The organism is Mycolicibacterium frederiksbergense, from assembly GCF_012223425.1.
GTDB lineage: Bacteria > Actinomycetota > Actinomycetes > Mycobacteriales > Mycobacteriaceae > Mycobacterium > Mycobacterium frederiksbergense.
Genome location: NZ_CP038799.1, coordinates 278,392 through 295,747, shown reverse-complemented (window position 1 = coordinate 295,747; position 17,356 = coordinate 278,392). Strand labels below are relative to the sequence as shown.

General features: G+C 67.6%; 20 protein-coding genes. 10 read left to right on the top strand and 10 right to left on the bottom strand.

Features of this window, described 5'->3' with window-relative positions:
• Positions 1-6: 6 nt before the first annotated feature.
• Positions 7-171, top strand: coding sequence for a hypothetical protein (locus tag EXE63_RS04500; RefSeq protein ID WP_168140982.1), 165 nt, complete (start codon positions 7-9; stop codon positions 169-171).
• A 21-nt stretch (positions 172-192) separates the two neighbouring features.
• Here EXE63_RS04500 and EXE63_RS04495 read toward each other — a convergent pair whose 3' ends face one another.
• Positions 193-579: a DUF5997 family protein gene (locus EXE63_RS04495; RefSeq protein ID WP_168140981.1), complete on the bottom strand. Its 387-nt coding sequence runs from the start codon at positions 577-579 to the stop codon at positions 193-195.
• 29 nt (positions 580-608) lie between these two features.
• Here EXE63_RS04495 and EXE63_RS04490 point away from each other — a divergent pair, with 29 nt between their 5' ends.
• The gene (locus EXE63_RS04490; protein ID WP_168140980.1) at positions 609-1,322 is read left to right on the top strand and encodes a LysR family substrate-binding domain-containing protein; all 714 of its coding nucleotides are present in this window, start codon (positions 609-611) and stop codon (positions 1,320-1,322) included.
• Positions 1,323-1,373: 51 nt separating this feature from the next.
• Here the strand turns inward: EXE63_RS04490 and EXE63_RS04485 are convergent, their stop codons facing one another.
• From EXE63_RS04485 to EXE63_RS04465, 5 genes are read right to left on the bottom strand one after another with little or no spacing between them, the layout of a single operon-like run.
• Positions 1,374-2,357 carry an ornithine cyclodeaminase family protein gene (locus tag EXE63_RS04485; RefSeq protein ID WP_168140979.1) on the bottom strand — a complete coding sequence of 328 codons (984 nt, stop codon included), beginning with the start codon at positions 2,355-2,357 and terminating at the stop codon, positions 1,374-1,376.
• Between the two features lie 28 nt (positions 2,358-2,385).
• Positions 2,386-3,312, bottom strand: a complete 927-nt coding sequence (locus EXE63_RS04480) for an ABC transporter permease (RefSeq protein WP_168140978.1) — start codon at positions 3,310-3,312, stop codon at positions 2,386-2,388.
• Positions 3,309-4,379: an ABC transporter permease gene (locus EXE63_RS04475; RefSeq protein WP_210000265.1), complete on the bottom strand. Its 1,071-nt coding sequence runs from the start codon at positions 4,377-4,379 to the stop codon at positions 3,309-3,311. The genes EXE63_RS04480 and EXE63_RS04475 overlap by 4 nt, the downstream gene beginning before the upstream one ends.
• Positions 4,376-5,905 (bottom strand): ABC transporter ATP-binding protein, encoded by a 1,530-nt coding sequence (locus tag EXE63_RS04470; RefSeq protein WP_168140977.1) that lies wholly within the window; start codon positions 5,903-5,905, stop codon positions 4,376-4,378. Before EXE63_RS04470 ends, EXE63_RS04475 begins: the two co-directional genes overlap by 4 nt.
• A 14-nt stretch (positions 5,906-5,919) precedes the next feature.
• A complete protein-coding gene (locus tag EXE63_RS04465) occupies positions 5,920-6,906 on the bottom strand; it encodes a BMP family protein (protein WP_168140976.1) in 987 nt (328 codons plus the stop codon).
• Positions 6,907-7,075: 169 nt separating this feature from the next.
• Here EXE63_RS04465 and EXE63_RS04460 point away from each other — a divergent pair, with 169 nt between their 5' ends.
• The gene (locus EXE63_RS04460; protein ID WP_234904360.1) at positions 7,076-7,789 is read left to right on the top strand and encodes a GntR family transcriptional regulator; all 714 of its coding nucleotides are present in this window, start codon (positions 7,076-7,078) and stop codon (positions 7,787-7,789) included.
• A gap of 5 nt (positions 7,790-7,794) precedes the next feature.
• Here EXE63_RS04460 and EXE63_RS04455 read toward each other — a convergent pair whose 3' ends face one another.
• Positions 7,795-8,211 (bottom strand): VOC family protein, encoded by a 417-nt coding sequence (locus EXE63_RS04455; protein ID WP_168140974.1) that lies wholly within the window; start codon positions 8,209-8,211, stop codon positions 7,795-7,797.
• A 105-nt stretch (positions 8,212-8,316) separates the two neighbouring features.
• Complete coding sequence (locus tag EXE63_RS04450) at positions 8,317-9,501, bottom strand: geranylgeranyl reductase family protein (protein WP_168140973.1); 1,185 nt, start codon at positions 9,499-9,501, stop codon at positions 8,317-8,319.
• Positions 9,502-9,669: 168 nt separating this feature from the next.
• On the opposite strand from EXE63_RS04450, the gene EXE63_RS04445 reads away from it, so the two are divergent.
• The 6 genes from EXE63_RS04445 (at position 9,670) to EXE63_RS04420 (ending at position 14,676) form a co-directional block, all read left to right on the top strand.
• Positions 9,670-10,413, top strand: coding sequence for a TetR/AcrR family transcriptional regulator (locus EXE63_RS04445; RefSeq protein WP_168140972.1), 744 nt, complete (start codon positions 9,670-9,672; stop codon positions 10,411-10,413).
• Between the two features lie 112 nt (positions 10,414-10,525).
• The gene (locus EXE63_RS04440) at positions 10,526-12,010 is read left to right on the top strand and encodes a flavin-containing monooxygenase (RefSeq protein ID WP_168140971.1); all 1,485 of its coding nucleotides are present in this window, start codon (positions 10,526-10,528) and stop codon (positions 12,008-12,010) included.
• A 49-nt stretch (positions 12,011-12,059) separates the two neighbouring features.
• Positions 12,060-12,566 carry a nuclear transport factor 2 family protein gene (locus EXE63_RS04435; protein ID WP_234904359.1) on the top strand — a complete coding sequence of 169 codons (507 nt, stop codon included), beginning with the start codon at positions 12,060-12,062 and terminating at the stop codon, positions 12,564-12,566.
• 161 nt (positions 12,567-12,727) lie between these two features.
• Entirely contained in the window at positions 12,728-13,690 is a 963-nt protein-coding gene (gene nrdF / locus EXE63_RS04430; protein WP_105363541.1) for a class 1b ribonucleoside-diphosphate reductase subunit beta, read from the top strand.
• 15 nt (positions 13,691-13,705) lie between these two features.
• Positions 13,706-14,323 carry a nucleotidyltransferase domain-containing protein gene (locus EXE63_RS04425; protein ID WP_168140970.1) on the top strand — a complete coding sequence of 206 codons (618 nt, stop codon included), beginning with the start codon at positions 13,706-13,708 and terminating at the stop codon, positions 14,321-14,323.
• Positions 14,324-14,502: 179 nt separating this feature from the next.
• Entirely contained in the window at positions 14,503-14,676 is a 174-nt protein-coding gene (locus EXE63_RS04420) for a hypothetical protein (protein ID WP_168140969.1), read from the top strand.
• On the opposite strand, the gene EXE63_RS04415 is transcribed toward EXE63_RS04420, so the two are convergent.
• Positions 14,666-16,147: a GAF domain-containing sensor histidine kinase gene (locus EXE63_RS04415; RefSeq protein ID WP_168145392.1), complete on the bottom strand. Its 1,482-nt coding sequence runs from the start codon at positions 16,145-16,147 to the stop codon at positions 14,666-14,668. The genes EXE63_RS04420 and EXE63_RS04415 overlap by 11 nt on opposite strands.
• A gap of 122 nt (positions 16,148-16,269) precedes the next feature.
• Here EXE63_RS04415 and EXE63_RS04410 point away from each other — a divergent pair, with 122 nt between their 5' ends.
• Positions 16,270-16,623, top strand: coding sequence for a response regulator (locus EXE63_RS04410; RefSeq protein ID WP_168140968.1), 354 nt, complete (start codon positions 16,270-16,272; stop codon positions 16,621-16,623).
• Positions 16,624-16,627: 4 nt separating this feature from the next.
• Here the strand turns inward: EXE63_RS04410 and EXE63_RS04405 are convergent, their stop codons facing one another.
• The gene (locus tag EXE63_RS04405) at positions 16,628-17,281 is read right to left on the bottom strand and encodes a response regulator (protein WP_168140967.1); all 654 of its coding nucleotides are present in this window, start codon (positions 17,279-17,281) and stop codon (positions 16,628-16,630) included.
• Positions 17,282-17,356: the final 75 nt, after the last annotated feature.

Below are 17,356 nucleotides of genomic sequence, written 5' to 3'. Positions count from 1 at the left end.
GCTCCGGTGTCGACAACCGTCGAGGTCATCCTCATCGCCGCACTGGTCTTCGGGATCGTCGCCGCGCTATTCGGCTCGATCTACCTCTGGGACAAGTGGGGCAAGGGATCGCGACTGGAGCAGCGCGTCGACCGCTTCTTCGACCGCATCAGCGACATGTTCGACCGGTGAACCGCCCCGGTCGTCAGAGCATCAGTTCTTGCGCGGCTTGTCCACCTGCATCGCCTTCACCCGGCGCTCCTCGGTCAGCACCGCCTGGAAGCTCTCGCGTTCGGCGACCAGCCAATCCGGCTTCTCCTCGAGCAGCGCGGTGATCTGCTCGGTGGTCAGCGCCTCGGTGACCCCGCCGCGGGCCAGACCGGCGATCGAGACACCCAGCTTGGCCGCCACCAGGTTCTTCGGGTGCGGGCCGTTTTTGCGCAGGTCCTTGAGCCACTGCGGTGGGTCCTCCAGCAGGGCCGCGAGTTCACCGCGGGTGATCGCGTTCTCCTGGAACTCCTCAGGCGTCGCGGGGAGGTACACGTCCAGCTTCTTCGCCGCGGTGGCGGGTTTCATGGACTGCGCGTTGGGCCTGCTCATGACGTAGAGCCTATCGGTAGCCTGATGCGGTGCCCCAGCCCTCGCTCACGCTCGGCTACGTCCCCGGCGCGACGCCGGCGAAATGGGCCCGGACCTGGGCGCAGCGCCACCCCGACGTGCCGCTGCAGCTGCGCACCGTCGCCGCCGCGGACGCCGCCGCGCGGGTGCGGACCGGTGCCGTCGACGTCGTGGTGTTACGGCTGCCCGCGGACACTTCGGGGCTGGCCGTCATCCCGTTGTACGAGGAGACCACGGTGGCGGTGGTGCCGGCCGATCATCTGCTCACCGCCGCCGACACGATCACCGCCGCGGATCTCGACGGCGAACGCACGCTGCGCCCGCTCGACAATGTCGTCGACTGGTCAGATGCTCCCGGCATCCCGGTCGAGCACCGGCCCGAAACCACCGAGGACGCAATAGAACTCGTGGCTGCCGGGATGGGCACTCTCATCGTCCCGCAATCGCTGGCGCGGCTGCACCACCGCAAGGACCTCACCTTCCGGCCGATCGCCGATGCGCCCACCTGCCCGGTGGCGCTGGCCTTCGTCGACGGGCCACAGTCCGAGCTCGTCGAGGAGTTCATCGGGATCGTGCGCGGCCGCAAACCGAGTTCGTCGCGAGGACAGGCCGAGCCGGTGCCGAAACGCACCGCCCGGGAGAAGACGCTCGCCAAGCAAGCCGCCCGCGCCGCCGCGGGCAAGGTCGCCCGCAAGCCGGGACCTGCCAAGCGCGGCCGACGCTGAGACGTGCGTACCTGGTGCGCGTGCGGGGGACGTCTCGGCACCGCGATCCGCTCAGGCCGACAGATCCAGCGTCCTCCCGATACCTCGCTCGGCAGCACGCGCGACCAGCGTGTGGGCGGTCACCAGGTCCTGTAGCCCGATACCCACCGAATTGAACACGGTGATGTCGTCCTCGTTGCGCCGGCCCCGCCGGGGATCGATGATCACGTCGCCCAATTCGACGTTGATATCGTCCTCGGTCAACAGGCCCTCTTCGATCGCCAGCAGCACGTCACCGGACTTGGCCAGCGCGGTCGCACGGCTGTCGACGACCAGACGCGCCGAACCCATACCGGCGCCGTCGATCTCGCGGTGATCGGGGCGCGGCGGCGCCCCGACGGCATTGAGGTGCAGGCCGGGCCGAAACCAGGCGCCGTGGGCGATCGGCTGTTTCGACGGCGTCAGCGTGCAGACCACGTCGGCCGCGGCGAGAACCTGGCGCGGGGACTCGGCGTATTCGACGCTCACATCCAGGTCCGCCACCCGGGCGTGGAACGCCTCGACGGTCGCCGGGTTGCGCGACCAGACCAGCACCTTCTCCATCGGGTGGACCCGCATGATGGCGCGGGTGTGCTCGACGGCCAGGGTCCCCGCCCCGATCAGCCCGAGCGCGGTGCTGGATTGGCGGGCCAGGTGCGCGGTGGCCACGGCACTGGCCGCGGCCGTCCGGACCGCGGTGATGAGCCGGCCGTCGAGCACCGCGCTGCATTCACCGGTCTCGGCCGACATCAGCAGGATGGTGGACCGTTGCGTCGGTAACCCACGGTCCCGGTTGAATGGCATGTCCGACAACATCTTCACCGCGCTGGCCCGGTGCCGCGCAGACGACGCGGCCATCGGCAGCGCGGCACCCCCGCCGTGCAGTGCCAGGTTCGCCGGTGCCGGATTGACGGCCGTGCCGGTCGCCAGATCCGCGTGGGCGCGCTCGACGGCGTCATACACGCTCGCGCGGTCGATCAGCGCGTCGATATCGGAGTGGGTCAGCACGAGGGTCATGGAAGCTCCTTACAGGCAGGGTGGCGGATCAGACGCGGCCGACGTAGGGCACCGTCAGGCAGGACGGTGCCCTACGGCCGCCGACGAATCCGCTGATGGCGATCAATGCGATGAGGTAGGGCAGCATCACCAGGACCGCGTAGGGAATGTCGACCCCGAGCGCGGGCAGTGCGAACTGCATGGCCCGCGCGACACCGAAGAACAGTGCGGCCCACAGGATTCCGGTGACCCTCCAGCGTCCGGCGATGACGGCCACCACGGCCAGGTAACCCATTCCGGCGGTCATGTTCTCGCTGAAGGAGCGCACTTCCGAGAGTGCGAGTTGTGCGCCGGCCAGGCCTCCGGCACCTGAGGCGATGAGCACCCCGAGCACCCGGGTCCGGTTGACCGCCAGTCCGGTCCATCCCGCGGAGGTGGCATCCTCACCGACGGCGTCGACCCGGAGCCCGGCCATGGTGCGGCCGGAGTAGGCGACGGCGAGCACGACGATGGCGCCGATGCACAGGTAGCCCAGCAGGGTCTGACCGAACAGGGCCGGGCCGACGACGGGCAGCTCGCTGAGCACCGGGATGCGGACATCGGCGAAGGCGGCCACGTTCTGCCCCCTGCCGTCGGCGAGCAGAACCCGCGCACCGAACGTGGTGAGTCCCAATGCCAGGGCGTTCGCCGCGATGCCGACCACGATCTGGTCGGCCCGAAACCGCACACTCAGAAGCGCCTGACCGACGCCGAAGAGCAATCCGGCGAGCAGCCCGGTGAGTGCGCCCGCCACGGCCGAACCGGTGCTGACCGAGCCGAGGACACTGGCGAACGCGCCGGTGAGCATCATGCCCTCCATGCTGAGGTTGAGCACGCCGGCCCGCTCACTGATCGATTCGCCGCTGGCCGCCAGCAGCAGTGGGATCGCGAATGCCACACCGCTGGATATGATTTCGGTGAGCATGGTGATGTTCATACGGCTACTTTCTGGGCGGGCTGCCGGGCGGTGGACGTCCACCAGGCCGCGCCGGCGATCACGATGATCAGGGCGCTCTGCACGACGGTGATGGTGGAGGACGGGACGCCGGCGGCCAGTTGCAGGTTGATGCCCCCGGACACCAGGAAGCCGAACAGCACAGCGACCGCGGCGACGGCGGTCATGGATCCGCGGGCCAGCAGACCGACCACCAGCCCCGCGAACCCGAAGCCGGAGGAGAACCCGTCGGCCAGGATGAACGGTGCGGTCATGACCAGGCAGCCACCGCCCAGCCCGGCGAAGGCGCCCGCCGTGGTGAGCCCGAGAAACGCGGTGCGATCGACCTGCACGCCCAGGCGCGCCGAGGCCGGGCCGGAGAGCCCGACCGCGCTGAGTCGTAGCCCGACGGCGCTGTGGCGCAGCATGATTCCGACGGCAGCCACCAGAATGACGGCGAGCACGATGGCGATGGTCGCCGGGTTCTTGGCCAGGCCGAGCAGGGGCAGGTGCGCCGAGGCGGCCAGCGGCTCGGACTGGGGGAGGGTCTCCGAGGACGTCATGGGCTGGCGCAGCAGGGAGGGTTCATGGACCATCAGCACCACCAGCGCCAAACCGACGAAGTTCAACAGCAGCGTGGTGATGATCTCGCTGGTGCCGCGCTTCACCCGCAGCCAGGCGGCGATCGCGGCCCATCCCGCGCCGGCCAGCGCCGCGGCCGTCAGGGTGACGAGCACTGCGATCGGCATCGGGATGCCCTCGGGCATCGCCACCCCAACCGCGGTGGCGGCGATGCCGCCGAGGCACAGCTGACCTTCGCCGCCGACGTTGACCAGCCCGGCCCGGTAGGCGATGGTGAAGCCGGCAGCCACCAGCATGAGCAGGGCCGCGTTGTTCAAGGACGTGCCGATGGCGAACGGCGAGCCCAGGGTGCCCTCGATCAGTGCGTCGACGACGTCGACGGGACCGGCGCCGGCGGCCGCGGCCAGCACGAAACCGACGAGTGCGGCGATCACCATGGCGGCCAGCGCCACCACCAGCGGGTGGCGTGCGTGCAGACCCGCCATCATGCGCCCACGCCCGTCATGAGGGTTCCGATATCGTTTGCCGCAGTGTCGGATTGCGTGCACACCGAGCCCAGCAGGCGACCGCGGTAGGCGACGACGATCCGGTCGCACACCGCGATGAGTTCGTCTATCTCAGTGGACGTGACCAGTACGGCGGCCCCGTCGTCGGCGGCGGCGCGCAGCCGATCCAGCACGAACGCCACAGCCCCGGCGTCGAGGCCACGGGTCGGCTGGGCCGCCACCACCACCCGCAGCCCGGCGGTGGACAGCTCGCGCGCCAGCACCACCTTCTGCTGATTTCCCCCGGACAACGATCCGATGGGAGTGTCGGGGCCCGGTGCCCGGATGGAGAACTCGGTGATCGCGGCGGCCGCGTCGGCGTGCATCCGCTTGCGGTCGAGCAGTCCCCAGCGCCGGTATGCCGACAGCCGGGGCATCGCGATGTTCTCCGCAATGGACAGGGCGCCGATGATGGCTTCCGCGTGCCGATCCTCGGGTATCACCGCGACACCGGCGGCGGTGCGCTGCGCGGGTGTAGCGGTGGTCAGGTCGGCATCGTCGACCCGTACCGATCCGGCGTCGGCGGCGATGGCGCCGGAGAGCACCGAGGTCAGTTCGGACTGCCCGTTGCCCTCCACGCCGGCGATGCCGACGATCTCACCCCGGCCGACAGTGAGGTCCACATCATCGAGTGCCGTGCTGCCGTCGGCGCGGGTGAGACGTAACCCGCCGATCTGCAGCACCGCGTCACCGGCGGGACGGCGTGACCGGGGCGCCACAACGCGGTCCAGCGGTTCGGCGTCGCCGAGCATCAGGTCCAGCAGGGTGGACATGCCCACATCGGAGACCCGGCCGCCGCCGACGACCGTCCCGCCGCGCAGCACGGTGGCCTCGTCGGCGGCGCGGGCGACCTCACCGAGCTTGTGGGTGATCAGCACGACGGACTTGCCGTCGGCGGTCAGCGCTGCGCAGGTGGCGATCAGTGCGTCGATCTCTTTTCCGTCCAGCACCGCGGTGGGCTCGTCGAGCAGGATCAGCTGCGGATCCCGCAACAGCGCCTTGACGATCTCGACCCGTTGCCGGGCACCGACGGTCAGCCCGGACACGGTGGCCTTCGGGTCGACCTGAAGTCCGTAGCTGTCGGCGATGCGATCCAGATCGGTGGCCAACCGGTCGCGCGGCGGGCGGAACCCGCCCCGTCCGAGCAGCAGGTTGTCCGCGACGGTCATGGTGGGGATCAGCGAGAAGTGCTGATGGACCATCGCGACACCGGCGTGCAGCGCGTCGGCGGGATTGCGCGGCCGGTACTCGTTGCCGCCCAACATCATGCTGCCGGTATCGGGGGAGACCGTGCCGTAGATGCTGGTGCACAGGGTGGACTTGCCTGCGCCGTTCTCGCCCAGAATGCAGTGCACCGAGCGGGGTTTCACGCTGAGCGTGACACCGTCGAGTGCGCGGACCGGGCCGAAGGACTTGCCGACGCCGCTCATGGCCAGCAGCGCGGTGTGCTCGGGAGCTGTGATGGTCATCGGTGCCGGCTCGCTCAGTACGGTGTGACGCTGCCGGCGACGATGGCCGCCTTGGCATCGGCGACGGCCGCGGCGACCGCGGGATCTGTTGTGCACGTCAGGAAGTCGCTACCACCCTTGTCGGTGGTGACACCGAAGGGCACCTGGGCGGCGGTCCAGCTGCCGTCGAGCACCGAGGACACCGCGTATTCGATCTCGGTGCCGATATCGGTGCGGACGTAGCCCGCATAGACGCTGTCGGTGCATTCGCCGGGGATTGGGCCACCGTTGAGCCGGTTGCCGGATTCCTTGGCCGCCTGTTCCATGCCCTGCTTGCCGAGGTTGACGATCTGGCCGAGCACGTCGGCGCCGCTGGCATACGCGGTGCCCGCGGCCTGCTTGGCCTTCGCCGGGTCATTGAAGTCGCCGACGTACTGCGGGTTAAGCACGGTGACATCGGGGCGCACGAAGCGGGCGCCGTTGCCGAAAGCGACGGCGGCGTTGACGATTGCGGGCAGTTCGACACCGCCGACGAAGCCGACGGTGCCGGTCTTGGACGCTGCGGCGGCCGCCGCGCCGGAGAGGAACTCGGCTTCGGCCTGCTGCGGGTCGTAGTAGGCGAGGTTCGGCAGTGGTTCGGCATCCGAGGGTCCGCCGATCTCGACGAACTTCACATCCGGGAACTGGGGCGCGACCTTGCGGACGTCGGCGTCGGTCTGCCCGCCCACCGAGATCACCAGGTCGTTCTGGGAGGCGAAACGCTGGAGCGCCTGCTGATAGTCGGCGGCGGCCACCTGCTCGACGTAGCCGGCGTCGATCTTGTCGCCGAAGGTGGCCTGGACACGTTGATAGCCTTCATATCCCGACTGCATGAAGCCGGTGTCGTTGATGGACCCGGGCAGGAACACGCCGACGGACAGTGCGTCGCTGTCCGCGGTGTCACCGGAGGAACCGCATGCCGAGGTGGCCACCGCGAGCGCACCCGCGGCGGCCATGGCGAGAATTTTCGGGTGGGTCTTCATGGATTCTCCTGGTCTCAGTGGCTACCGGTTAGCGGTATACCGTTACGCAGAAGCATCGAACCCGGCCATTTCGGTGCGGTTACTCGAATGTAAGGATCGAGTTAATGGTATACCGCTAATGGCGGGTGGGTTAAGCTCGACGGGAACGCCGACGGGAAAGGCTCAGAAAGTGACCTCAGTGGTGGCGCACAGTCGAAAGCCGTTGCGCGAACATGCCTATGACGAGTTGCGGGCCCGCATCGTCGGTCTGGAACTCGCGCCCGGCACCCGGCTGATCGAGCGGGACCTGGCCGAGCAACTGAAGGTGTCGCGGATCCCGCTGCGCGAGGCGATGCAGCGACTGGCCCAGGACGGGCTGGTGGTCGTCGTGCCCCGGCAGGGGGCGATCGTGTCACCGTTCACCGTCGACGATGTACGGGATCTGTTCGACGTCCGGGAAAGCCTGGAGGTGCTCGCCGCCCGGTTGGCCGCCGAGCGGGCCGATCAGGCCGGTCTGGATTTGCTTGCCGCCCAACTGGATACCGCGCGGAAGGCGACCGAGCGCAATGACGGCCCCGCCATCGCGGCGGCCAATGCCACCTTCCATGTCATCATCGTCGACCTGGCCGCCAATCCGCTGTTGGAATCGCTGCTGGAACCGCTACAGGCGAGGGTGCAGTGGCTGTTCCACCTCACCAGCGACCGTGACGCCCAGGTCCAATGTCACGAGCACGAGGAGTTGCTCGCGGCGATCGCCGAGCACGACCCGGACCGGGCCGCCGCGTCGGCGTTTCACCATGTGCACTCGGGCCGCGCGCACAGCCTGGAGATGGCGGCGCAGTGGTCGCGGGTGGAGATCGACCCGATCGAACTCACCAAGAGCCGGCGGCGCGGCGGCGGGTAGCGACCTCAGATTGTCAGCGTGCCATCGGGATTGATCGTCCACTCCGGGTTGAGCGCGACTTCCCAGACGTGGCCGTCGGGGTCGGCGAAGTACCCGGAGTAGCCGCCCCAGAACACCTTTTCGGCCGGCTTGAGGATCGTCGCGCCGGCGGCGTGCGCCTCGGCCAGCACGGCGTCGACGTCGGCCTCGGTGCGCTGATTGATCGCAATGGTGATACCGCTGAACCGGCCGTCGACCGGGTGATGGGCATCTTCGGCGAGATCCTTGCGGCCGAACAGCGCCAACGCGATACCGGGCAACTGGTAGAAGACGACCCCTTCGAGGGCGGTCTTGGGCGTCCAGCCCAAGCCTTGCTCATAGAAGGTGCGGGCGCGGCCGAGGTCGTCAACGCCGAGCGTGATCAGGCTGATGCGTTGTTCCATGACCCGCACGCTACCCACGTCCTATGACACCCAGCGGTTGGCCAGTGGCCAGTTGCGGCACGCAAAAGTGCAAAAACCGTGCCACAACTGGCCACTCGACGTCGATTACATGACCTTGTGCTGCGGCCCCTGCGCCTTCTTGTACAGCGCCTTGAGCATCCGGTCCCGGAACGCGGCGTTGTCGATGAGCTTGATGCCGGCGTCCGCGACCTTCGGGTAGCCGATCAGCTTGTGCATGTAGCGGCCACGCTTGTACTCCTTGCCCCACGCCGCTTCCATGCGCTGCGCGTAGTTGGTGAAATCGTCGGGCCCGCCGTTGTTCAACGCGGCGAGGGCACACTCACCGGCCGCCAGTCCGGATTCGAGGGCCTTGGAGATTCCCGCCCCCGAGGCCGGCTTGCCCGCGCCCAGCGAGTCGCCGGTGAACAACACCCCGGGTCGCCACGGCGGCCAGGCGGTGAAGCCCATCGGAAGTCGCCAGGCACGGACACTCTTGTTCTTCTTGAGCTCTTCGATGGGCGGTGCCTCCCACTCGGCGGGCAGGCTGCGCAGGAACTCGCCGAGGAATTGGGTGGCGTTGATGGACTGCCAGTTCTTATAGCTGTTCACATAGCCGAGGCCGATGTTGAAGACGTTGTTGCCCATCGGGAACACCCAGCCGTAGCCGGGTAGCTGATCGCCCTGGAAGAGCAGCTTCAAATAGATGTCGAGGCTGTCGTTGTCGGGCCGGTTGAGGTGCATCTCAGAGCGGATGGCGATCGCCGAGTAGCCGTTGTAGGCCGAATCCAGCTTGAGGGCGCGCTTGATGGGGGAGTAGGCGCCGTCGGCGGCGATGACGGCATCGCCGAGCACCTTCTCCCCGCTCTTGAGGACCACGCCGATCACGCGGCCGTTCGCGTCGAACTCCGGGCCGGCCACCTCGGCGCCCTGGCGAACTTCGGCGCCGGCGGATTCGGCGTGCTTGAGCAGGACGGTGTCCAGGTGCTCGCGGCTCACGGTGTGACCGTGATCGGGCATACCGGGGCGGCGCGGGAACGACAGCTCCCATGCGCTCGGGCTGAACACCGTCACCTTGTTCACGCGGTGGTAGGTGGCGACCTCGTCGGCCAGTCCCATTTTCTGCAGGTAGCTCACGGCGCGAGCGGTCAGCCCGTCACCGCAGGGTTTGGCTCGGGGGAACTCGGCCTTGTCCAGGACGACAACACGCGCGCCGGCCTGTGCGGCCTGCCACGCAGCGGCCGAACCTGAGGGGCCCCCGCCCGCGATTACTACGTCGTATGGGGCACTCATTGTCTCGTCTCGATGAGGTGGGCTGTGACCTTTGGATGCTACCGAAGCAACGTGCCGGACGCCGGGCGGCGGAATCTGGGCCGAGGGTTACCCACTTCGGACGCGGGCCAAACCGCCCGCTCTGGCGGGCAGTCTGACCAGGTCAGCATCGCCCGGTACAGTGAGCGGGTGCGCAGACCATCGCTTCCGCTGCCGGGACAGCCCGGTGCGAAGGTCGACGCGCGCAGCGAACGTTGGCGTGAACACCGCAAAAAGGTCCGCGCGGAGATCGTCGAGGCCGCCTTCCGTGCCATCGACCGTCTCGGCCCCAACGTCAGCGTGCGCGAGATCGCCGAGGAGGCGGGCACCGCCAAACCGAAGATCTACCGCCACTTCACCGACAAGTCCGACATGTTCGCCCAGATCGGCGAGCGCATGCGAGACATGCTGTGGGCCGCGGTCATCCCGTCCATCGACATCGAATCCGACTCCGCGCGTCAGGTCATCGGCCGTGCCGTCGAGCATTACGTCGAGCTGGTGGACCAGCATCCGAACGTCGTACGTTTCCTGCTGCAGGGCCGGTTCGCCGACCAGTCCGCGGCCGCGATGACCACGGTCAACCGTGGTCGCGACATCACGCTGGCGATCGCGGAAATGGTCAGCGGCGAGCTCAGTGAGATGGATCTCAATCCCGCCGTCTTCGAGTTGGCCGCCTTCGCCCTTTTCGGCACCGCGGCCTCGGCGACCGACTGGTGGCTCGGCGGCGACGCCGACAGTCCGCGCCGGATGCCTGCTGACGAGTTCATCTCCCATATGACGACGATCATGATGGGTGCGGTGAACGGCACCGCCGAACTGCTGGGTGTCCAGATCGACCCCGATCAACCCATCCACAATGCGGTGCGCCGCCAGGAGCCGGCACCGCAGGCCTGATCGGCATCCGCACCGGAACTCGGCACCCACGTGGGGCGTTGACACGTGTTGTCCGCTGCCGGAACACTGAGGAATATCCGGTACCGGCGTTCCCAGGAAAGGCGTTGACGTCATGTCTGCCATCACCACCCGCGCACTGATCATCGGATCCGGATTCTCCGGACTCGGCATGGGGATCGCGCTGAAGAAACAGGGCGTCGACTTCCTGATACTGGAGAAGTCCGATGAGATCGGCGGCACCTGGCGCGACAACACCTACCCGGGCTGCGCATGCGACATCCCGTCGCACATGTACTCGTTCTCGTTCGAGCCCAAAGCCGACTGGACGCACATGTGGTCCTTCCAGCCCGAAATTTTCGACTACCTCAAGGGTGTCACCGACAAGCACGGTTTGCGTCGCCACATCCGGTTCGGCGCGCACGTCGACCGTGCGCACTGGGACGAGGGTGAATCGCGCTGGCATGTGTTCGATGCCGCCGGGCAGGAGTACGTCGCGCAATTCCTGGTCTCCGGTGCCGGCGGATTGCACATCCCACTGATTCCCGAAATCCCTGGAATCGACGAATTCGCGGGTGCGGCTTTCCATTCCGCGCAGTGGGACCACAGTGTGGACATCAGGGGCAAACGGGTGGCGGTGGTCGGTACCGGTGCGAGTGCCATCCAGATCGTGCCGGCCATCGTCGACGATGTCGCCGAACTGCAGCTCTACCAGCGCACCCCGGCCTGGGTGATGCCCCGGCCCAACAACGCCTTCCCGCAGTGGATGCGCACCGTGTTCGCCTCCGTGCCGGGCGTCCGGGCGATGCTGCGGGCCGGTATCTACTGGATTCACGAGGGCGTGGGCTTCGCCATGACCAAACAGCCCCGGCTGCTCAAGATCGGCGAGCTGATGGGTAAATGGAATATCAAGCGCAGCATCAAAGATCCCGAGCTGCAGCGCAAGCTCACCCCCGACTATCGCGCCGGCTGCAAGCGAATCCTCAACTCCGACAACTACTATCGCGGGATCGCCAACCCGAAGGCCGGCGTGATCACCGAGCGGATCGAACGGATCACCTCCGGCGGTATCGTCACCGCCGACGGCGTGGAACATCCAGTGGATGTGGTGGTGTGGGCCACCGGATTCCATGTCACCGACTCCTACACCTACGTCGACATCAAGGGCGCCGACGGTGAGGACCTGGTGGATCGATGGACTGCCGAGGGGATGGCGGCTCACCGCGGGATTACCGTGGCCGGGATGCCCAACCTGTTCTTCCTGCTCGGACCGAACACCGCACTCGGGCACAACTCGGTGGTGTTCATGATCGAGTCCCAGATCCGTTACGCCGCCCAGGCCATCGCCGCGGTGGACGAAGCGGGTGCGGTCGCGCTCGCGCCGAGCCGCCGCGCGCAGGATGAATACAACGCCGAGCTGCAGCACGACCTGGCCGGCACGGTGTTCAGCACCGGCGGTTGTAAGAGCTGGTACATGGACGCCCACGGCGTCAACCGCACCCTGTGGAGCGGCATGACCTGGCAGTACTGGCTGGCGACGCGGCGTTTCCGGCCTGTGGAGTACGAATTCACGCGCCTGCCGCAGACGGTGCGTTCCTAGGAGAACCGCGGTCTCCCAGACCCGCCGAGGCCGCCCTAGCGTCGATGTCATGACATTGATGACACGGTTCGCCCTGTGGGTGGTCGGCGCGCTGGCGGCCACCGTGCTGCTCGGATGCACTGGCGCTGCGGAGAATTCGGCACGCGGTGGGCAGCAACAGCGCAATGCCGATCTGGTGCGCGACGCGTTCGCCCGCGGGGTGAGTGACGAGGACAGTTTCTATGCGATTCTCGCCGACGACGTGGAATGGACGGTGGCGCGCGCAACGGGGCCGGCCATCTACACCAGTCGCTCCGATTTCCTGCGCGATGGCGCCGGTCCCATCGTGTCCCGGCTCGACGGCCCGATCCAGGCCGAGGTCCGCGAACTGGTCACCGACAGTGACGTGGTGGTGGCCCGTTGGCGCGGCACCGCCACCGCCCTGGACGGCCGCCCGTATGTCAACGAGTACGCGTGGGTGATGACGATGCGCGACGATCGGGTGGTGCGCGTCACCGCGTATCTGGACCTGGTGGCGTTGCAGGAGTTGCTGGACCGGGTGACCCCGGCGGCATGATCTTCTACCGGGAGCAGCCCTGAGCCGCGACACGCCAGAACACAACATCTCGTATAGCTGGGCGATGTCGCACACCAGTTGTAGTGTTGGCTTCGTCGCGGGATACATCCCGGCGAAAGCTCAAAAAGCCAGGTGAAATGGGGTCCAAGGTGTCCGATGGAATGAAGCTGATCGACCGCGTCTCGGCCATCAACTGGAACCGTCTGCAGGACGACAAAGATGCCGAGGTGTGGGAGCGGCTGACCGGCAACTTCTGGTTGCCCGAGAAGGTGCCGGTCTCCAATGACATTCCGTCCTGGGGCACCCTCAACGAGCACGAGAAGCAGCTCACCATGCGGGTCTTCACCGGCCTGACCCTGCTGGACACCATCCAGGGCACCGTCGGCGCCGTCAGCCTCATCCCCGACGCGCTGACCCCGCACGAAGAGGCCGTGTACACCAACATCGCGTTCATGGAGTCGGTGCACGCCAAGAGCTACAGCAACATCTTCTCCACGTTGTGCTCGACGGCCGAGATCGACGAGGCGTTCCGCTGGTCGGAGGAAAATCCGAACCTGCAGCGCAAGGCGCAGATCGTGATGGACTTCTACAAGGGCGACGACCCGCTCAAGCGCAAGGTGGCCTCCACGCTGCTGGAGAGCTTCCTGTTCTACTCCGGCTTCTATCTGCCGATGTACTGGTCCAGCCGTGCCAAGCTCACCAACACCGCCGACATGATCCGGCTGATCATCCGCGACGAGGCCGTGCACGGGTACTACATCGGCTACAAGTATCAGAAGGGCCTGGCCCTGGTCGACGACGCGCGCAAGCAGGAGCTCAAGGACTACACCTACGAGTTGCTCTTCGAGCTCTACGACAACGAGGTCGAATACACCCAGGATCTCTACGACGGTGTCGGGCTGAGCGAGGACGTCAAGAAGTTCCTGCGCTACAACGCCAACAAGGCGCTGATGAACCTCGGTTACGAGGCGCTGTTCCCGAAGGACGAGACCGACGTCAACCCGGCGATCCTGTCCGCGCTGAGCCCCAACGCCGACGAGAACCACGACTTCTTCTCCGGTTCGGGCTCCAGTTACGTGATCGGCAAGGCCGTGAACACCCAGGACGAGGACTGGGACTTCTAAAGGTCCAGCGAGCGGGTGACCGGACGGCGCCTGACCGACGCTGAGATCGATGAGGCGTGGCGGCCGTGGACGCCCGACGAGGTCGCCCGGCGACTGTCGTCGGTCACCGCCCCGTGGTACGTGGCGGCCGGGTGGGCCCTGGAACTGTTCTCCGACTCGGTGGCCCGCGAACACGACGACCTCGAGATAGCCGTGCCCGCCTCGCGGTTCGAGGAGATCGAGGCGGCGCTGCCGGGATTCCACTGGGATGTGGTGGGCGACGGCCAGGTATGGCCGTACCCCGAGGAACGGGCGAACCACTTCCAGACCTGGCTGCGGGACCCCGCGAGCGGTCACTATCACCTCGACGTGTTCCGGGAACCGCACGTCGGCGAACGCTGGATCTGTCGCCGCGACCCGTCGATAACGCTGCCCTACAGCGAGTTGATCCTGCACACCCGCAGCGGCATCCCGCACCTCGCACCCGAGGTGGTGTTGCTCTTCAAGGCCAAGCATCTTCGGGCCAAGGACCAGAACGATTTTGTCCGGGTTCTGCCGTCCCTGGACACGCAACGGCGGTCACGGCTGGGTGATTGGCTCAACCGGGTCCACCCCGGCCACCGGTGGATCGCTGAGCTTTCTCAGCAAAGGTAGTGACAGCGCCGGGCGGCGCCACATGCGAAGCCCGGCGAAATAGCTGACCTCGCGGCGTTTGACGTCCCACGTCAGCGGGCATTCTTCTTACCAAGTTCACGGCTTCTGTTGAGGGTTCTCAATGGTCCGCAGCGGAGTCTGGGACACAGACGGTGAGTAGCCGCCCCAAGGAGGACATCATGGCGATGATTGCACTGGCCGACACCAATGTCGTCGAACTCTCCGCGCGCCGTGCCCGGCGCAACCTGCGCGCGATCAATGAGGCCAAGCACCGGCACCCGTCCTATGTCGGGCGGATGACCGTCGCCAAGGCCGACCCCGAGGCGTGCCGGGTGCTGCAGTTCAGGAGCTGACCGGGATTGTCGCGCGCAGCGTGGTGCCCTCACCCGCAGTGCTGGTCACCGTGAACTGCCCCGACAGCGCCTCCACCCGGTCCCGCAGACCGATCAGCCCCGACCCCCCGCCCGTCTGGGCGCCGCCGACGCCGTCGTCGGCGACCGACAGGTGCAGCACGCCTTCCTCGACGTAGAGACAGACCGTCACCACCTCCGCCCCGGCGTATTTCGCCGTGTTGGTCAGCGCTTCGGCAATGACGTAGTAGGCCGCCACCTCGACAGACTCGGGCAGCCGGCCCTCGGCCCGCACATCGAGTTCCACGGGAACGGGCGACCGGCGCGCCAACGCCCGCAGCGCCGGGCGCAGCCCGCCCCGGGACAGCACGGCCGGATGCATGCCACGCGACAGTTCCTGCAGATCGGTGTGCAGCTCCGCCAACCCGGTGACCACCTGCGACAGCTCCGCGCGCAGGGGCTCGTCGGCGGTGGCCTCTATCGCACGCAGCTGCAGGCTCAGTGACACGATGCGCTGCTGGGCGCCGTCGTGCAGGTCGCGTTCGAAACCGCGCCGCGCCTCATCGGCGGCGGCCACGATGCGCGCACGGGATGCGGTGAGCTCGGCGCGGGTCTCGGCGTTGGCGAGCGCCGTGGAGACGAGATCGGCGAAGTCGCCGACGTGATCCTGCAGGTGTGGCGAAATTGCCTGTGACTGACGTGATCCCACCAGCAGGGCGCCTCGGACGGCGCCGTCCACGATCAGCGGGGTGCCGGCTCCCGACCGCACCCCGAGGCCCTGCAGCCGCGCGGCGATGGGGCCGGCGGCGGTGGCGTAGTCATCGATGCGGTCGGGCAGACCGGTCCGCAGGATGCGGGCGCTGATGCTGTCACCGGTCAGCGGGAACCGCTCACCGGCGTGCAGTGCGTTGCTTCCCGCCGGATCGGCGCGGTCGCGCGCGGCGACCACGACGCAGCTGTGTTCGGATTCGAAACGCACCAGCGTCACATGATCGGCGCCGAGGCTCTGGGAAAGCTCATCGACGGCCACGGCGGACACCTCTGCAGGGTCGGCGGACCGCGCGACGAGGGTGGCCACCCTGCGCAGCGCGGCCTGCTGCGCGGCCAGGGAATCGGCGTGCGCTCGGCGCTGTTCGGCTTCGGCGGCACGCAATCGGGCCTGCCCGACAAGGACATTGGTCAGCAACGCCAGCGTGAGGAACACCGCCAGCGCGGGGGCCAGGCTGTCCCGGCCCTCCAGGTGCAGATAGGCATACACCGCCGCACTTGCCAGCGAGGTCGCGACGGCCAATCCGACATCCCAGCCCGCCGAGACCACCAGCACACCGAGCAGGAGCAGCGCACCGAACGCATTCTCGGGGGCAACCTGCTTGAGCGCGGCCACCGCACCGACCTCGGCGATCAGGAACAGGATTGCCACGATGATGCCGACGCCGACCGGGCGCGCGGTGGGGCGCACCACCTGCGCCAGCATTCGATGCGGCAGGGTTCGCCAGGTCACCGGGCGATGGTAGCCCCGCGCAGGGATGGCGGCATCGGCGAAGATTCCCGTTAACAGGAATGCGAGCGCCGGGCCCGCCCTGCCAAGCTGGTGTCATGACTGTTCCGCGCTGCTTGATCGTCGATGACAGCGCCGCGTTCCGGGACGCCGCGCGCGCCATGCTGGAACGCGGTGGCTTCGCGGTGGTCGGCGCCGCGGCGGACGCAGCGGAGGCGGAACGGTTGGCCGCCGAACTGCACCCCGACCTCGTGCTCGTGGACGTGGACCTGGGGGCAGACAGCGGTTTCGATGTCGCCGGGCGGCTCAATGACAGCCACCGGGATATCGCGGTGATCCTCACCTCCACCCACGATGAGCAGGATTTCGCGGATCTGGTGGCCGCGAGCCCCGCCCGCGGGTTCCTGCCCAAACTCACCTTGTCCGCCGAAGCGATCCGCGGACTGCTCTGACCGGCTACCGCGATTCCAGGTACATGATGACCGCCCGCACCCGCCGGTGATCGTCGCCGGTTTCGGGGAGATCCAGCTTCGTCAGGATGCTGCGCACATGCTTTTCGACGGTGCCCTCTGTCACCCACAACCGGCGCCCGATACCCCCGTTGGACAGGCCCTCGGCCATCAGCGTGAGCACCTCGCGTTCACGGTTGCTCAACGCCGCCAGCGGATCGTCGCGCCGGCGCGCAGAGACCAACTCGGCCACCAGGGCGGGATCGATCACCGAGGCGCCATTGCTGACGCGGCGCAGGGTGTCCACGAAATCGTTCACGTCGACCACGCGGCTCTTGAGCAGATAGCCGATGCTGTGACCGCCGGCCAGCAGCTCCATGGCGTGATCGACGTCGACATGCGCCGAGAGCACCATGATCGCCGTCTCCGGTGACCGTTCGCGGATCAGCCGGGCGGCGTCCAGACCCTCGGTGCTGTGCCCCGGCGGCATCCGGATATCGGTGAGCACCAGCTGGGGATCCTGTGCGTCCACCAGGGTCAGCAGCTGCTCGGCGTCGCCCGCCTGGCCGACGACCTCGAATCCTTCGCGCTGCAGCAGACTCGCGAGACCTTCGCGCAACAGCACGTCATCGTCGGCGATGACCACCCGCAGGGCATCCATGCTGTCCTTTCGGCGCCGACCCTTTCCGCGCGGCTGAATTGTCGCACCCGGCGACCTGTCCGCGCGCCGGGTGCG

What these genes read in the sequence shown, in the direction of transcription:
- EXE63_RS04410 (WP_168140968.1), top strand. Translation starts at nt 16,270, where the DNA reads ATGACTGTTCCGCGCTGCTTGATCGTCGATGACAGCGCCGCGTTCCGG.
- EXE63_RS04495 (WP_168140981.1), bottom strand. Translation starts at nt 579, where the DNA reads ATGAGCAGGCCCAACGCGCAGTCCATGAAACCCGCCACCGCGGCGAAG.
- nrdF (WP_105363541.1), top strand. Translation starts at nt 12,728, where the DNA reads ATGAAGCTGATCGACCGCGTCTCGGCCATCAACTGGAACCGTCTGCAG.
- EXE63_RS04415 (WP_168145392.1), bottom strand. Translation starts at nt 16,147, where the DNA reads ATGCTGGCGCAGGTGGTGCGCCCCACCGCGCGCCCGGTCGGCGTCGGC.
- EXE63_RS04450 (WP_168140973.1), bottom strand. Translation starts at nt 9,501, where the DNA reads ATGAGTGCCCCATACGACGTAGTAATCGCGGGCGGGGGCCCCTCAGGT.
- EXE63_RS04475 (WP_210000265.1), bottom strand. Translation starts at nt 4,379, where the DNA reads ATGATGGCGGGTCTGCACGCACGCCACCCGCTGGTGGTGGCGCTGGCC.
- EXE63_RS04435 (WP_234904359.1), top strand. Translation starts at nt 12,060, where the DNA reads ATGACATTGATGACACGGTTCGCCCTGTGGGTGGTCGGCGCGCTGGCG.
- EXE63_RS04420 (WP_168140969.1), top strand. Translation starts at nt 14,503, where the DNA reads ATGGCGATGATTGCACTGGCCGACACCAATGTCGTCGAACTCTCCGCG.
- EXE63_RS04470 (WP_168140977.1), bottom strand. Translation starts at nt 5,905, where the DNA reads ATGACCATCACAGCTCCCGAGCACACCGCGCTGCTGGCCATGAGCGGC.
- EXE63_RS04465 (WP_168140976.1), bottom strand. Translation starts at nt 6,906, where the DNA reads ATGAAGACCCACCCGAAAATTCTCGCCATGGCCGCCGCGGGTGCGCTC.
- EXE63_RS04480 (WP_168140978.1), bottom strand. Translation starts at nt 3,312, where the DNA reads ATGAACATCACCATGCTCACCGAAATCATATCCAGCGGTGTGGCATTC.
- EXE63_RS04485 (WP_168140979.1), bottom strand. Translation starts at nt 2,357, where the DNA reads ATGACCCTCGTGCTGACCCACTCCGATATCGACGCGCTGATCGACCGC.
- EXE63_RS04405 (WP_168140967.1), bottom strand. Translation starts at nt 17,281, where the DNA reads ATGGATGCCCTGCGGGTGGTCATCGCCGACGATGACGTGCTGTTGCGC.
- EXE63_RS04440 (WP_168140971.1), top strand. Translation starts at nt 10,526, where the DNA reads ATGTCTGCCATCACCACCCGCGCACTGATCATCGGATCCGGATTCTCC.
- EXE63_RS04455 (WP_168140974.1), bottom strand. Translation starts at nt 8,211, where the DNA reads ATGGAACAACGCATCAGCCTGATCACGCTCGGCGTTGACGACCTCGGC.